The sequence below is a fragment of the Streptomyces ovatisporus genome (assembly GCF_042653885.1).
GTDB lineage: Bacteria > Actinomycetota > Actinomycetes > Streptomycetales > Streptomycetaceae > Streptomyces > Streptomyces ovatisporus.
Genome location: NZ_JBHSFH010000007.1, coordinates 802,325 through 817,762, shown reverse-complemented (window position 1 = coordinate 817,762; position 15,438 = coordinate 802,325). Strand labels below are relative to the sequence as shown.

The 15,438-nt window shown below is 70.9% G+C and carries 11 protein-coding genes and 3 tRNA genes; 8 read left to right on the top strand and 6 right to left on the bottom strand.

Features of this window, described 5'->3' with window-relative positions:
- Positions 1–774: 774 nt before the first annotated feature.
- From crcB to ACFPA8_RS17450, 3 genes are read right to left on the bottom strand one after another with little or no spacing between them, the layout of a single operon-like run.
- On the bottom strand, positions 775–1,149 hold the full coding sequence (gene crcB / locus ACFPA8_RS17460) for a fluoride efflux transporter CrcB (RefSeq protein WP_386449377.1): 375 nt from the start codon (positions 1,147–1,149) through the stop codon (positions 775–777).
- Complete coding sequence (locus ACFPA8_RS17455; RefSeq protein ID WP_386449375.1) at positions 1,146–1,745, bottom strand: fluoride efflux transporter FluC; 600 nt, start codon at positions 1,743–1,745, stop codon at positions 1,146–1,148. The genes crcB and ACFPA8_RS17455 overlap by 4 nt, the downstream gene beginning before the upstream one ends.
- Positions 1,742–2,104: a metallopeptidase family protein gene (locus ACFPA8_RS17450; RefSeq protein ID WP_189039635.1), complete on the bottom strand. Its 363-nt coding sequence runs from the start codon at positions 2,102–2,104 to the stop codon at positions 1,742–1,744. Before ACFPA8_RS17450 ends, ACFPA8_RS17455 begins: the two co-directional genes overlap by 4 nt.
- Before the next feature lie 103 nt (positions 2,105–2,207).
- On the opposite strand from ACFPA8_RS17450, the gene ACFPA8_RS17445 reads away from it, so the two are divergent.
- From ACFPA8_RS17445 to ACFPA8_RS17430, 4 genes are all read left to right on the top strand, one after another.
- On the top strand, positions 2,208–3,866 hold the full coding sequence (locus ACFPA8_RS17445) for a metallophosphoesterase family protein (protein ID WP_386449373.1): 1,659 nt from the start codon (positions 2,208–2,210) through the stop codon (positions 3,864–3,866).
- Positions 3,867–3,981: 115 nt separating this feature from the next.
- A tRNA-Glu gene (locus ACFPA8_RS17440) sits at positions 3,982–4,054 on the top strand.
- A gap of 39 nt (positions 4,055–4,093) precedes the next feature.
- Positions 4,094–4,168, top strand: a tRNA-Asp gene (locus ACFPA8_RS17435).
- A 4-nt stretch (positions 4,169–4,172) separates the two neighbouring features.
- A tRNA-Phe gene (locus tag ACFPA8_RS17430) sits at positions 4,173–4,246 on the top strand.
- A gap of 495 nt (positions 4,247–4,741) precedes the next feature.
- Here the strand turns inward: ACFPA8_RS17430 and ACFPA8_RS17425 are convergent.
- Complete coding sequence (locus tag ACFPA8_RS17425; protein WP_386449538.1) at positions 4,742–4,975, bottom strand: hypothetical protein; 234 nt, start codon at positions 4,973–4,975, stop codon at positions 4,742–4,744.
- Here ACFPA8_RS17425 and ACFPA8_RS17420 point away from each other — a divergent pair.
- Both ACFPA8_RS17420 and ACFPA8_RS17415 read left to right on the top strand, forming a co-directional pair.
- On the top strand, positions 4,863–6,185 hold the full coding sequence (locus ACFPA8_RS17420) for a lipase family protein (protein ID WP_386449530.1): 1,323 nt from the start codon (positions 4,863–4,865) through the stop codon (positions 6,183–6,185). The two genes, ACFPA8_RS17425 and ACFPA8_RS17420, sit on opposite strands and share 113 nt — an antisense overlap.
- Positions 6,186–6,379: 194 nt before the next feature.
- Positions 6,380–6,769, top strand: coding sequence for a peptidoglycan-binding domain-containing protein (locus ACFPA8_RS17415; protein ID WP_386449371.1), 390 nt, complete (start codon positions 6,380–6,382; stop codon positions 6,767–6,769).
- Between the two features lie 113 nt (positions 6,770–6,882).
- Here the strand turns inward: ACFPA8_RS17415 and ACFPA8_RS17410 are convergent, their stop codons facing one another.
- Positions 6,883–8,406, bottom strand: a complete 1,524-nt coding sequence (locus ACFPA8_RS17410) for an FG-GAP and VCBS repeat-containing protein (protein ID WP_386449369.1) — start codon at positions 8,404–8,406, stop codon at positions 6,883–6,885.
- A 307-nt stretch (positions 8,407–8,713) separates the two neighbouring features.
- On the opposite strand from ACFPA8_RS17410, the gene sph reads away from it, so the two are divergent.
- Positions 8,714–9,790: a sphingomyelin phosphodiesterase gene (gene sph, locus ACFPA8_RS17405; RefSeq protein WP_386449367.1), complete on the top strand. Its 1,077-nt coding sequence runs from the start codon at positions 8,714–8,716 to the stop codon at positions 9,788–9,790.
- Positions 9,791–9,854: 64 nt separating this feature from the next.
- Here the strand turns inward: sph and ACFPA8_RS17400 are convergent, their stop codons facing one another.
- A complete protein-coding gene (locus ACFPA8_RS17400; protein WP_386449365.1) occupies positions 9,855–11,111 on the bottom strand; it encodes an ABC-2 transporter permease in 1,257 nt (418 codons plus the stop codon).
- A 146-nt stretch (positions 11,112–11,257) separates the two neighbouring features.
- On the opposite strand from ACFPA8_RS17400, the gene hrpA reads away from it, so the two are divergent.
- Positions 11,258–15,340, top strand: coding sequence for an ATP-dependent RNA helicase HrpA (gene hrpA / locus ACFPA8_RS17395; protein ID WP_386449364.1), 4,083 nt, complete (start codon positions 11,258–11,260; stop codon positions 15,338–15,340).
- The last annotated feature ends 98 nt before the right edge of the window (positions 15,341–15,438 follow it).

The window sequence follows — 15,438 nt, the reverse complement described above, 5'->3', positions numbered from 1 at the left end:
CCGGGCAAATGGGATCAAACGATCAACCAGCATACGCACCCTGTGGGTCGCTGCGCAAATGACGCCCGGGAGGGGCCGGCACCCTCGGGCGACCCGTTATCCGCTGGTCGGCGGCGGTGGCGGCGTCGGCTGGGCGTCAGGCGGCGTCGGAGTGGGCTTGGGCACACTCGTCGCCGGCGGAGCGGGCGGACGCGGACGTGAAGTGCCGGGCGGCGCGGGGGGTTCGGGACGGGACGGGGGCCGTCCCGCGCCGTGCCCGGGGCGGTGCTCCCCCCGGCCGGACTCCGAGGACCGATTCGGCTCCGACCCCTCCGAGGCACCCTTCCGGTGCCTGTCGGACGTGCGCTTTCCGTGGCCGTGACCCCCGGCCCCGTCGGCGCCCCGGTGGCCCCTGCCCTTCCCGCCGTCACCCCGTCCGGCCCCCGTACCGTTCCCGTCCTTGCCGCGCTCTCCGGCACGTCCGACGACACCGCCCTCCGGGCCCGCTCCGGGTCCGGCCGGATTCGCGTGACTCCCGGCCGAAGTGCCGTCCGTCCCCGAGCCGTTGACCGTCATGCAGCCGGAGAGCGCGGCCACCACGAGCGCGCCGAGGACCGTACGTGCCGCGGCGCGCCCGCCAACTCCTGCCCGGGACGGGGAAGTCGCCGTCGGCGTCGCACCCGTCGCTTCGTGGTGACTCTCGGGCGGCGAAGACGCACGACGGCGCACGGCGGTACCTCCAGGGCGCGGGACGACAGCGGGACGCCGTGCCCAACTCCCTCCCCCGGCAAAGGGTCACGCCGGCACAAGACGTCCGAGCGTCAGTCCGAGGAACACCGCGGCCAGTCCCACGGCGAGGGAGGCGCCCACGTTCGCCGACGCCGACAGGCCACGGCCTCGTTCGGTCAGCCGCAGCGTCTCGTACGAGAAGGTCGAGTACGTCGTCAGCGCACCGCACAGCCCCGTGCCCAGCAGCACCTGCACCTGCGGACCCGCCGCACCCGAGGCCGCCGCGCCCGTCAGCAGACCCAGCAGGAGACTGCCCACGACGTTGACGGCGAACGTCCCCCAGGGAAAGAGCGAATCGTGCCGGGCCTGGACGGCCCGGTCCGTCAGATAGCGCAGCGGCGCACCCACCGCGCCACCCGCCGCCACCAGCAGCCAGTTCACCGCGCACCCCCGCCCGCATCCGTACGCCGACGGCCGCCCGGTCCTTCCCCCCGGCGCCGCGCGAGGGCCGCACGCGTCGCCGCCGCACCGGCCCACACAGCGATCAGCGCGCCGAGCAGAGTCCCGCCGAGATACGCCACCGCCACCCCGTACCGCCCGGCCTCCAGCAGCAGCGCCACGCCGGCCACGTACGTCGAGAAGGTGGTGAAGCCGCCCAGCACCCCCGCCCCCAGGAACGGCCGCACCAGCGCGTGGGTACGCCGCTCCCGGTCTCCTTCGCCGATCAGCACCATGAGTACGCCGATCGACGCGCAGCCCAGCAGGTTGACGAGGAAGATCCCCCCCGGGAAGCCGGCCCAGGCGCCGCCGGTCCCGCCGGCGCCTCCACCCGCGGGCAGCCACACCTCCATCGCATGCCGTGCCAGCGCGCCGAGGGCCCCGCCGGCCGCGATGACCGCGACGACTGCCGCCCCGTGCCGGCCCGCGGTCTCCGCCCGCTGGGCGGGAACATGCAGATCGACGTCAGGGTCGACCGCCTCGCCCCGCGGCTCCGGGGAACCTCCCCCGTCACCTTCACCGCTCCCGCCGAGCCTCACCCGTACCCCAGCTCGTGCAGCCGCTCGTCGTCGATGCCGAAGTGGTGCGCGATCTCGTGCACGACCGTCACCTCGACCTCGGTGACGACGCCGTCCCGGCCCCCGTCCTCCGCCTCGACCATGCGCAGCGTCGGACCGCGGTAGACCGTGATCCGGTCCGGCAGCACACCGGCGTACCACTCGCCCCGCTCCGTCAGCGGCGTGCCCTCGTACAGGCCCAGCAGCTCCGGGTCCTCCGGCGGCGGCTCGTCCTCGACGAAGACCGCGACGTTGTCCATCAGCCTGGTCAGCTCGGGGGGAATGCGGTCGAGCGCCTCGGCCACCAACTCCTCGAAGTCCTCGCGCGTCATCTCCAGCACCCCGCCATTGTCGGCCACCGGCACCCCGGCGCGCACAGCCTCCCCCGTGCCCGTCCGTCCCGTTCCCGCATAGGGGCCGGGATGGACGGGCATAGGGGGCCTCATGGGCCGTGACGTCAGCAAGCACCGCAAACGGCACCGACTGCCGCAACAGGTACGCCTGTCCCTCCCCGGCCGCCGAAGGCGCTCGACGACCACCGCCCTCACGCTCACCAGTACGCCGGGGCCCTGGGCGCGTGCCCTCGGCCTCGTCGCCGTCGCCCTCCTCGGCGCCTGGCTCGGCCTGCTGATCGTCGGCAGCGTCAACGCGCCCGTCGGCCCCATGGACACGAAGATGACGCTGCGCCCCTCCCTCACCGGCGGGACGAAGGTCAACGTCTCCCCGCTCGGCGCTCTCGAACTGCGCAGCCACTACGCGCCCCTGCGCCTCGACGTCGACGTCGACCAGCTCGACCAGGAACGCGCCACCGCCCTCGTCGACCACCCGGAACGCCTGGAGGGCCTGGAGAGCGAGATCACCTCCGACGTACGTTCCGGCACCGCCGACCTCGCCCTGCGCGCCACCGCGGCCGCAGTCGTCGGCGCCTGCGCCCTGGGCCTCGCCGTCTACCGGCGCCCCCGCCGCGCCCTCGCCGCCGGGGGCCTCGCCCTGGCGCTGCTCGCGGTCTCCGGGGTGACGGCCTTCGCGACGTGGAACCCGAAATCCGTACTCGAACCGAAGTTCTCCGGGCTGCTCGCCAGCGCACCCTCCGTCGTCGGCAACGCGCGCAGCATCGTCACCGACTTCGACATCTACCAGCGGGAGTTGGCCCGTCTCGTCGCCAACGTCACGAAGCTCTACGAAGCGACCTCCACCCTCCCCGCGTACCAGCCCGACCCGTCCACCACGCGCGTCCTGCACGTCTCCGACATCCACCTCAACCCCGCCGCCTGGCAGATCATCAAGTCGCTGGTCGAGCAGTACGAGATCGACGCGATCATCGACGCCGGCGACACCATGGACCACGGCACCTCTGCCGAGAACGGCTTCCTGGAGCCCGTACGCGACCTCGGCGCCCCCTACGTCTGGGTCCGCGGCAACCACGACTCCGACACCACACAGAAGGCGCTAGAGGACATGGCGAAGGAGAAGGGCAGCAACGTCCACGTGCTCGACGACGGCGTGCCCTACGACATCGCCGGGCTGCGCCTCGCGGGCTGGGGCGATCCGCAGTTCACGCCGGACCGCTCCGTCAAGCCCGAGGGCGACCCGAAGGAACGCGCAGAGGGCCGGAAACTGGCTGCGGCGCTCCGCGCCCAGAAGACCGCGGGCACACCGGTCGACATCGCGGTCTCCCACAACCCGGTCCTCGTCAAGCAGGCCGACGGCCTCGCCCCCCTCGCCCTCGCCGGCCACACACACCAGCGCAGCCACGAGATCCTCAGGCGGAAGACCCGTCTGATGATCGAAGGCTCGACCGGCGGCGGCGGCCTGCGTGCCGTCGAGGGGGAGGAACCGCAGAAGATCTCGGCGTCGGTCCTCTACCTGGACCGCGACGACGGCGGGCTCCAGGCCTGGGACGAGATCACCCTCGGCGGTCTCGGCCTGTCCACCGCGGAGGTCTCCCGTCACCTCGCGGAGGACGGCGAGCCCGGCGAACCGGCCTCACCCAGCCCGTCCGGCTCCACCGGCACCCCCGGGGCGTCCCCTTCGAAGAGCCCGCCGGACGGTCCGTCGCCCACGGTCACCTCGCCAGGTGCCACACCGTCCGCATCTCCGTAGCCGATCCCGGGCCGGCCAACTCCCCGTAACCGTTTTGGCGAACGCTCCCGCTATCCCATATGCTTCTCACGTCCCCGACGCGCTGACGTACAGGAAGCGCCCAGGTGGGCCATCAGCCCTCATCGTCTAGTGGCCCAGGACGCCGCCCTTTCAAGGCGGTAGCACGGGTTCGAATCCCGTTGGGGGCACGCACCACCCTGTGCGAGACTTGTGCTCGCACGATGCTTGGTCCTGTGGAGCAGTTTGGAGTGCTCGCCACCCTGTCAAGGTGGAGGCCGCGGGTTCAAATCCCGTCAGGACCGCTGCGGCTGGGTAGCTCAGTTGGTACGAGCGTCCGCCTGAAAAGCGGAAGGTCGCCGGTTCGACCCCGGCCCCAGCCACAGTCGCTGAACAGCGAAAACGCCCCCTCCGGGTCACCAGAGGGGGCGTTTCGCTGCCTGCGACAGCTCTCGGTGACAGCAACCGCCCAGGAGAGCGCCTCAGTGAGCCGTTCCAGGGCCCCGGCGCCCTTCAGCGGCTTGAAGTCCGCCACTTCACACGGGTCTTGGCGACGCCGGCGCTGACGGCAACGAGCCTGGACGTCGCCGCCGCTGGTCACGTCAGCGGACCGTCGACGTGCGGGCGACGGCGGCCCATGCGCCTCTCGTCGGCCTCCAAGCCGAAAGTTGCCGGCGCGGCTCCTGCCGCCTTCGCCGCGCTCAGGCCCTGGCCGTCCCCGTATGACGGGCCGGGCCACTTCCGCCCGGTCACGCGTGGCCCGTGCGCCGAGGGGTTCGGGCCAGGCCATCCGTTGCTTGGAGCAACAGTTACCATTGCGTAACTTACCGATGGGTTACCCCTGGTAAGTGCGCGCTGCTAGCTTGCGCTCACCTTCGTCAGCCCAGAGCGAGGAGTGAGCAGTTGAGCCGCAAGAGCAACCCTTCGCGTGCGACTGCCGGCGCTACGCGCTCGGCGGCCTCCCCCGGTACGCGGCACAGGCCCGGCGCCGTGCGGGTGCTGACAGCCGTGACCGCGGCGGTGGCCTGCGTGGTCACGTGCGCCGTGCCCGCCTCCGCCTCCTCCTCCACGCGGGAGGGGTCCGGGTCCGTGGTGTCCCGGGGAGTGACCATCCCCGAGTTCTACAATCCGCCTGCCGAACTTCCCTCCGCGAACGGCGAGTTGGTCCGCCACGAGCCGCTGCCCCTCGGACTGGGGCTGCCGGGTCTGGACGGCCGTCCGATGCCGGGTACGGCGACGCGGCTGATGTACAGGTCCACCGATTCCAACGGGAGTCCCGTCGCGGTGACCGGCGCGTACATAGAGCCGTCGGCCGCGTGGAAGGGCCCCGGTCCGCGGCCGCTCGTCGCGGTGGCCTCGGGCACCATGGGGCAGGGCGACCAGTGCGCGCCCTCGCTCGCGCTCGAGCATCCGCTGACTCTGAACGGCCAGACCGTCTCGGTCGCCTACGAGGATCTGGCGATCTACCGCATCCTCGCCAAGGGTGCGGCAGTGGTGGTGACCGACTACGCCGGTCTCGGCGCCACCGACCGGCTCCACACCTACGTCAACCGCCTCGACCAGGGACACGCCCTGCTCGACGCGGCACGCGCCGCACGCGCCGTGCCCGGAGCGTCCGTCACCCCCGCCTCGCGCGTCGGCCTGTACGGGTACAGCCAGGGTGGCGGCGCAAGCGCCGCGGCGGCGGAACTTCAGCCCTCGTACGCGCCCGAGGTCGAGCTGGCGGGCACCTACTCGGGCGCGCCGCCCGCCGACCTGACCGAAGTCATGAAGGGCATCGACGGCAGCGCCCTGGCCGGTGCGCTGGGCTGGTCGATCAACGGCTTCGCCCAGTCCGACCCGGACGTGCGCGACGTCGTCGAGGCCAACGTCAACGCGACCGGGCGGGCCGCGCTGAAGGACACGTCCACCATGTGCGTCGGCGACGCGATATTCGGATACGGCTTCACCAAGAGCAACAAGTGGACGGACAGCGGCAAGTCCCTCGGCGAGATCATCGCGGCGGAGCCCGAGGCGCAGGCCGCTCTGGACGAGCAGCGCATCGGGACGCACAAGCCCGCGGGTCCGGTACGTCTGGCGACCGGCGTCCAGGACGACATCGTCCCCCACGAGCAGGCCCGTCAACTGGCCGTGGACTGGTGCCGCAAGGGCGGCGACGTCACCTACGAGGGCATCGAGCTGCCGAACCTCGGCGACAAGCTCCTCACCAACCACCTCGTGCCCCTCATCACCGACCAGGGCAAGGCGATCTCGTGGCTGACCGACCGCCTCTCGGGCGAGGCGGCGGCCTCCGACTGTGCGACGTTGCCCGGAAGGCGCTGACCGGCCGGCCCGCTGGGACCGGAACAGGATGCGGGTTCGCCTGCGGGCGTCCTCCTGCCCGGCCGGCTGATCAACCTCTGGTCAACTACGAGCGCACAAAGGACACTTGGGCGTCTTTTCGCCGTGGCGGACGTACCGGAACACCAACTCCGGTACGTCCGCCACGGCGGATTCCGTGACCCTGAGAGGACCCGATGAAGCTCAGACGCACCAGATCCGGGGCGAAGGCGGCCTCGGCTGCCGCGACCGCCGTACTGGCCCTCACGATCGGTGCCGCCGGCACCGGCACAGCGCACGCGCAGGAGGCCCCGGCCGACCGGGCCGCGAATCCGTGCAACTACTCAGCCGCGAAGCCCACTCTCCAGCTCGGAGACACCGGCCCGGCCGTCAGACAGGCCCAGTGCTACCTGCTGCACACCTTGATCATCGACGACATCATCGAGGTCAGCGGCAACTTCGACCAGAAGACCGAGATCCGCGTCGGTCAGTTCCAGCGCTGCGCCGGGCTCCCGTCGAACGGGGTAGTCGGGGCGACCACCTGGTCCGCGCTGGAGCGGTACATCAACAGCGGCCGTGTCTGCTGACACCCGCGCGTGAGGGAGGCCTGAGCGGTACGCGGGCACCGCAGCCGCGTACCGCTCAGGCCATGACCGGCCGGCCGGGTGCTGGGACGGCGAGACCCGGCCGGCCGAGTTCGTCAGTCCGGCGGGTAGAGGAACGTGCCGTTCTCGTTGGCGAAGCCGGAACCGAACCGTGCGCCGGGAGCGGGCACCCCCAGGTCGACGGGGTTGAAGGCGAGCGAGCCCGTGGCGGTCAGGCCCGACGAGGTGCCGCGCAGCGACCAGACGGCTCCGGTGCCGTTCTCCTCCGGTGCGGAGACGGCGAGTTCGGCCCGTGCGTCATCGGTGACGTCGAGCAGGTGCACGGCGCCGCCGAAACGGTCACCGGCCTCGGCCACGCCGGGAATCCCCGCGGTGTCCTGGTGGAAGGCCTGCGCGCCTGTGCCGCTCAGTCCGCCCGAGCGGCCCTTCATCAGCACCACCGCGCCCGCCGCGGACTTCGCCTCGATGGCCTCGAAGGGCACGCCCGCCGCCAGATCCGCGTAACCGTCGCCGTTGACGTCCCCCGCGTCGAGGCGGGCGCCGAACTGGTCGCCCTTCTCGCTGACTCCCGGTATGCCCGAGGTGTTCTGCGTGACCGTCTTGGTACGGGTCGGGCTGGGGCCGCTCGGCGTGCCGTAGTAGATCTTGATCGTCCCGGCGTCGTAGGGGAGGTTCTCGGTGATCCCTCCGGGGACCGTACGCGTCGCGAGGTCGCCCTTGCCGTCCTTGTCGAAGTCGCCGACTGCTGCTGTGGCGGCGGAGGCCAGCGGCGTCGAGGTGGTGGAGAGACCCGAGGAGGTACCGCGCCAGAACTTGCCGCCCTCGGCGTGGTTCTGCCAGGAGTAGAAGGTGGCGAGGTCGTCGATGCCGTCGCCCGTCATGTCGCCGGAGACGATCGCCGAGATCGAGTTGTCGGTGCTGAACATGTCGATCTGCTGTTCGTCGGCGGGCACGCCGGCACGGGTGAACGGGCCGGACAGCACCGAGCGGAACTCCCAGTCGTCGCCGTGCAGCATGACGAGGTCCGCGTCTCCGTCGCCGTTGAAGTCGCCGCCCGCGAGGTCGTCGCCGACCTGCCAGCCGCTCGACCCGTCCGGCGCCTCGACGGTCGCGGCGTCCTGGCCCGTGAGACCGCCGGTGCGGCCCCACAGGACGGTCACCGTCCCGTAGCTGCCGGTGTCGGAGACGCTCTCGCCCGAACTGCGCACGGCCAGGTCGGTCAGGCCGTCGCCGTCGAGGTCGCGGGCGACGAGTTTCTGGCCGAAGCGGTCCTCGCTCTCGGCCGTTCCGGGCACTCCGGCGGTGTTCTGACTGATGTACGTGCTCGACGCCGTGTCGAGTCCCGTCGCGGAACCGTACGTGACGACCACGTAACCCGCCCTGGCCTGCCCCGAGATGGTCGCTTCGGAGGCGGCGGTGACGAGGTCCTGATGTCCGTCGCCGTTGAAGTCCTCCCGGACGGAGGGGGATTCGGCCGCCGCGGCGACGGCCCCTGCCCCTGCCGCGGAGGCCGGTGCGGCGGCTCCGGCAGCGGACGCCGGACCCGCCCCGGAGGCTGCGCCTCCGGCGAGAACGACCCCCAGCCCCACTGCAACTGCACAAAGCCGTCGAACGCGCATAACTCCTCCAAGTCCCCCCGATATGGCGGTTCGGAAGTGAGACACCCGGAACCCGCGAATAGTTGCGCGGATCACCGGTTCAACTTGCGGGTTCCTCCGGCGCATTGCGCACGGAGCGCCGCGGGAGGTCGCGCAGCGCCACCCGCGCGGCGGGCGGCCCGCCGGAGGCGGCGGCAAGCGGGGGAGGGGCCAGCGGTAAGGAAGCGGGAAGGGCAGAAGGCAGCAGATGACGTCGAAGCGGTTACCTCCTGGTAACCGATCTGCTTACATGACGCTGGACCGATCCCCCACCCCCACGGGAGACGACATGCCACCCTCAAGCCGCCGGGTCCGGAAGCTCCTTCGCGCCCAGAGCCTCGCAACGATCGGCGCGCTGGCCGCAGTCACCCTCGTCGCGAGCGGTCCCACCGCGAACGCCGCCCGTCCCGACGCCCCGCCCGGCGCGGCACCGGCCACGGCCGCAGCAGACGCGAAGACCGCGGACGCACGGCCCGGCGGTGCCGAGGCAGCCGACGTGCCCGCCCTGAAGGTGCTCAGCTACAACACCTTCCTCTTCCACAAGCTCATCTATCCCAACTGGGGCCAGGACCACAGGGCCGACGCCATTCCGGACGCCGACTTCTTCCAGGGCAACGACGTCGTCGTCCTCCAGGAGGCCTTCGACAACGGCTCGTCCGACACCGTCCAGGAGAAGGCGAAGGCGCAATACCCGCACCAGACCCCGGTGTTGGGCAGGAGCAAGTCCGGCTGGGACGCCACCGGCGGCTCCTGGTCCGACATCGCCCCCGAGGACGGCGGCGTCACGATCTTCAGCAAGTGGCCCATCGTCCGCAAGGAACAGTTCGTCTACGACCACGGCTGCGGCGCCGACTACCTGTCCAACAAGGGCTTCGTCTACGCCGTACTGGACGTGAACGGCACCAAGGTGCACGTCGTCGGCACGCACGTACAGGCGGGGGACTCGGCGTGCGGGGACGGCGAGCCGCAGAAGATCCGCGCGGAGCAGTTCAAGGCCATCGACTCCTTCCTCGACGAGAAGGCGATCCCCGCCGGCGAACAGGTCATGGTCGCGGGCGACTTCAACGTCAATTCGCGCGGCGAGGAGTACCCCTCCATGCTGGCCGACGCGGACCTCGCGCCCGCCGACGCCCGCACGGGCCACCCCTACTCCTCGGACCACGTGGAGAACACCATCGCCAAGGGCCGCAACGACAACGGCAGCCGCTCCGACCTGGACTACGTGCTGCACCGCAACGGCCACGCACGTCCCGCGGGCTGGGAGAACGAGGTGATCAAGGAGGAGACCGCCCCCTGGGAGTCCTCGGAGGGCACCTTCACGAACCTCTCCGACCACTACCCGGTCATCGGGGGCCCGGCCTCCTGACACACCCGCACAGCTCCGTCGCCCGACGGCACGACCCCCGGCCCCGCTGCCGGGGGTCGTTCCGTCAGGCGGGACCTCCTCGGCGTCCGTCGCGCTCGCCGGAGCCCGTCGGCTCGTCCCCGGCGGGCGGCGTGTCGGCGGGCGAGGGGCCGGGCTGCCCGTCCCCGCCGGATCGCGCCTCTCCCGCCGGCTGTCCGCGCAGCCGCTCGTCGAGGGTGAGAAAGACCGTCGCGCCCGCCAACGCCCAGGCGGCCAGCACCAGATACGGCCAGGCGTGCACGTTGCCCGGGAAGTACACGGCCGTGTGCTGGGCGTTCACCGAGGCACCCGGGGGAAGCCACCGTCCGACCGTGCCCAGCAGGGAGGGCAGGAGCGGCCAGGAGACCGCTCCCCCCGACGACGGGTTGCCGAGCAGCACCAGCAGGAACCAGGTGGGGATCATCGCCCAGCGCCCGAAGAGGGTGTTGAACATCGTGAAGACCATGCCCGCGGTGAACATCGTCAGCGAGAGGATCGTCCAGGAGTGGACGAAGGGCAGGTTCACCGCGCGCAGGAGCCAGTCCACCATCGCAGCGATGACGAAGCCGCCCAGCAGGGAGTACGCGGCGATGACCGCGACGCGTGGCCACCGGGTGAGGTTGGGGACGTTGGCGTGGAGCTGGATCGCACCGATGAAGCCGATGATGTCGGCGGCGAGAGTGATGTAGAAGATCGTCAGGCCGCGGGGGTCGCCCCGTCCGAGCGGCTTCAGGTCCCGGACGGTCACCTTGACGCCCGCCTCTCTGCCGGCCTCGGGAGCGGCCGACGACAGCACTTCGGCGACCGAGGCGCCGGCGGCGCCGGAGAGTTCCATCACCACCTCGTCGTCCGCGCCGACCCGGAGGACGGCGAAGACCTTCTGGTCGTCGACCGCCTCCTTCGCCTCCGCGTACGTCCCGTAGCGGTGCAGCTTCAGCGAGGAGCCGAGCGCCTTCTCCATGCCGGTGACGAAGGCGCGTGCCCGGCGCTCGTCCTGGGCGTGGCCCACGACGGCCGCGGGGATGTCGCGCGGGGTGGGGTCCGCCAGGGCGTAGGTGTAGGAAGCCGCGAAGAGCCCGGCCCCCGCCGCGACGATCAGAACCAGCACGGAGGCGGGAAAGAAGGGCGTACGGGTGAAGGCCCGCCACCGTGCGCGCCAGAAGCCGGCCGGCGGGGAGTCGGACGGCGAGGAGTCGGCGGGGGTGGGGCCGGAGGACGGGGAGTCGGAGGACGGGGAGTCGGAGGACGGGGAGTCGGAGTCCGCACGGGAGCCCGGGTCGTTGTGCTCGTTGTGCTCGCTCATGCGCGTCACACTAGGCACCTTTTCGCCTCTTATATCCCTTTCGCGGCAGTTGCCCGTGCCGCACGGCAGCCCGCAGGTCCGGAGGAACCGACCCGCGGGGAATTGGCTGGCAGCCGGATTCGGTGAAGTGCGATCCTGGAGCAGGTATGCCGACTTCCACATCCCCCACCCCGTCCTTCGACGCCCTGCGCGAACGCCTGCCCGAGCTGCTCCTGCGCGACCAGCAGCGCCTGGGGCGGCGGCTCGACGGTGCCCGGAAGATCCGCAAGACGCAGGCCCGGGAGGCGGTGCTCACCGAGATCGCCGCCGCGATGGACGACTCCGAGCTGAAGGTTGCGGCGCGTCGCGAGGCCCTGCCCGAGATCAGTTATCCGGAGCAGCTGCCCGTCAGCCAGAAGAAGGACGAGATCCTCAAGGCGATACGCGACAACCAGGTCGTGATCGTCGCGGGCGAGACCGGTTCGGGGAAGACGACCCAGATCCCGAAGATCTGCATGGAGCTGGGCCGCGGCGTCCACGGCGTCATCGGCCACACGCAGCCCCGGCGGATCGCGGCGCGTACGGTCGCCGAGCGGGTGGCCGACGAGCTGGGCACGGCGCTCGGCGAAGCCGTCGGCTGGAAGGTCCGCTTCACGGACCAGGTCAAGGACCACACGCTGGTCAAGCTGATGACGGACGGCATCCTGCTCGCGGAGATCCAGCAGGACCGCGAACTGCGCCAGTACGACACGATCATCATCGACGAGGCGCACGAACGCAGCCTCAACATCGACTTCCTGCTCGGCTACCTCGCACAACTCCTGCCCAGACGCCCTGAGTTGAAGGTCGTCATCACCTCCGCCACGATCGACCCGGAGCGCTTCTCGCGCCACTTCGGCGGCGCCCCGATCGTCGAGGTCAGCGGCCGTACGTACCCGGTGGAGGTCCGCTACCGGCCGCTCCTCGAAGAGGACTCCGAGGAGAAGGACCGCGACCAGGTCACGGCCGTCTGCGACGCCGTCGACGAACTGCAGTCGGAAGGGCCGGGCGACATCCTCGTGTTCCTCTCCGGCGAGCGTGAGATCCGTGACACCGCGGACGCGCTGGAGAAACGGAACAGCAGGGGCGGCCGCACCGCCGGCAGGGGGGACACGGAGATCCTCCCCCTGTACGCCCGCCTCTCGCACGCCGAGCAGCACCGCGTCTTCCAGCGGCACTCCAACCGCCGGGTCGTCCTGGCGACGAACGTCGCGGAGACCTCACTGACCGTCCCCGGCATCAAGTACGTCGTGGACCCCGGAACCGCCCGCATCTCCCGCTACAGCCACCGCACCAAGGTCCAGCGGCTGCCCATCGAGCCCGTCAGCCAGGCGAGCGCCAACCAGCGCAAGGGACGCTGCGGCCGTACGTCCGACGGCATCTGCATCAGGCTCTACTCGGAGGAGGACTTCCTCTCCCGGCCGGAGTTCACCGACGCCGAGATCCTGCGCACGAATCTGGCGTCGGTGATCCTGCAGATGACGGCCGCCGGGCTCGGCGACATCGAGAAGTTCCCCTTCATCGACCCGCCGGACCACCGCAGCATCAAGGCGGGCGTGCAACTGCTGGAGGAACTGCACGCGTTCGACAGCGAGCAGGGCAGGAAGCGCCTCACCTCCATGGGCCGCAAGCTCGCACAACTGCCGGTCGACCCGCGGCTGGCCCGCATGGTCCTGGAGTCGGACCGCAACGGCTGCGTCCACGAGGTCATGGTCGTCGTCGCCGCGCTGTCCATCCAGGACCCGCGTGAACGTCCCGCGGACAAGCAGCAGCAGGCGGACCAGCAGCACGCCAGGTTCCGCGACGAGACGAGCGACTTCCTCGCCCTCCTCAATCTCTGGCGGTACGTGCGGGAGCAGCAGCAGGAACTCTCCTCGTCGGCGTTCCGGCGGATGTGCAAGGCGGAGTTCCTAAACTACCTGCGCATACGGGAGTGGCAGGACATCTACGCCCAACTGCGCCAGGTGGCGAAGACGATGGGCATCAGGCCGTCCCCCTCCGGCCGGGACGGCCAGGAGGCGGAGGTCCCCGCGGACGCCGTCCACCAGTCGCTTCTCGCCGGGCTGCTCTCCCACGTCGGGCTCAAGGACTCCGAGAAGAACGAGTATCTCGGCGCCCGCAGTGCGAAGTTCGCCGTCTTCCCCGGCTCCGCGCTGTTCAAGAAGCAGCCGCGCTGGCTGATGTCGGCCGAGCTGGTGGAGACCTCACGGCTCTGGGCGCGCGTCAACGCCAAGGTCGAGCCCGAGTGGGTCGAACCGCTGGCGCAGCATCTCGTCAAACGCACCTACAGCGAGCCGCACTGGGAGCAGAAACAGGCCGCGGTCATGGCCTACGAGCGGGTCACGCTCTACGGCGTACCGCTCGTCGCCCAGCGCAAGGTCAACTACGGCCGGATCGACCCCGAGACGGCCCGCGATCTCTTCATCCGGCACGCCCTGGTCGAGGGGGACTGGCGCACGCACCACCAGTTCTTCCGTGACAATCGCAAACTCATCGACGAGGTCGAGGAGTTGGAGCACCGGGCCCGCCGCAGGGACATCCTCGTCGACGACGAGACGCTCTACGACTTCTACGACCAGCGCGTGCCCGAACACGTCGTGTCCGGCGCCCACTTCGACTCGTGGTGGAAGAAGCACCGGCGCGAGGACCCGGACCTGCTGAACTTCGAGAAGTCCATGCTCATCAGCGAGCGGGCGGACGAGGTCAGCCGGACCGACTACCCGGACGTCTGGCAGCAGGGCCAGCTCACGCTGCGCGTCACCTACCAGTTCGAGCCCGGCACCGACGCCGACGGCGTGACCGTGCACGTCCCCCTCCATGTGCTCAACCAGATCACCCCGGCGGGCTTCGACTGGCAGATCCCGGGACTGCGCCACGATCTGGTCACCGAGCTGATCCGCTCGCTCCCCAAGGCAGTACGGCGCAACTACGTACCGGCGCCCGACTTCGCCGCCCGGTTCCTGCGTACGGCGACGCCCCTCCAGGAGCCGCTGACGAGCACGCTCGTCAGCGATCTGCGGCGCATGGTCGGAGTGCCCTTCGAAGCAGGGGACTTCGACTGGGGGAAGGTCCCCGACCACCTCAAGGTCACCTTCCGGGTGGTGGACGAGCGGCGCCGCACCCTCGCGGAGTCCAAGGACCTGGAGGAGCTCCAGCTACGGCTGCGGGAGAAGACGCAGGCCGCCATCGCCCGCGCCTTCGAGTCCTCGGCGCGGGCCCGGCGTCCGAAGAAGGCGGGTGCGGGCGACGGCGCGCAGCAGGGGAGCGAGAGCGCCGACGGCGGCGGCGACCGCACTGCCGGGGGCCCGACGGCAGCAGCCGGACCGGGCGCCGGCCTCGCCTCCCGTACGGGCCTCACCGACTGGACCATCGGCGCGCTCCCCCGCATCTTCGAGACCAAGCGCTCAGGCCAGCCCGTCAAGGCGTACCCGGCGCTGGTCGACGGCGAGGACTCCGTCTCTGTGCGGCTCTTCGACACCGAAGACGAACAGCAGCAGGCGATGTGGACCGGCACGCGGCGGCTGATCCTGCTCAACATCCCTTCCGATCCGGCCAAGTTCGCCGCTTCCAAGCTGTCCAATCCGCAGAAGCTCGCGCTCTCCCGCTCGCCGCACGGCAGCGTCCAGGCGCTCTTCGAGGACTGTGTGACGGCCGCCGCCGACCGCCTGATCGCCGTGCACGGCGGGCCCGCGTGGGACGAGGAGGCATTCCGCAAGCTCTTCGACGCGGTGCGCACGGACCTTGTGGAGGCAACCCTGAAGACCGTCAAGCAGGTCCAGGAGGTCCTGGCCGCCTGGCACTCCTGCGAGCAGCGCCTGCGCGGCATCACCAGCCCCGCTCTTCAGCCTTCCCGTACGGACGTCGAGGAACAGATCGCGGCGCTCGTCTGCCCGGGCTTCGTCACCCGGCACGGCGCGCGGCGGCTGCCGGACCTGCTGCGCTATCTGGTCGCCGCCGACCGGCGTCTGCAGCAGATGCCGAACAACGCGGAGCGGGACCGCACGCGCATGGCGAAGGTCAAGGAGATGCAGGACGAACACCTGTGGCTGCTCGAGCAGTTCCCCCGGGGGCGTCCCGTCCCGCAGGCGGCACGCGACATCCGCTGGATGATCGAGGAACTGCGTGTCAGCTACTTCGCCCACGCGCTGGGCACCGCGTACCCGGTCTCCGACAAGCGCATCGTCAAGGCGGTGGACGCCGCGGTGCCGTAGCGGTGCCGCAGTCGTGCCGTGGCCGTGCCGGCGGCGTCGCCCAGGGTGAGTTCGCGCCGCTCTGTGAGCTGCTGTAGAGTCTCGTCTCGCGCCGCACG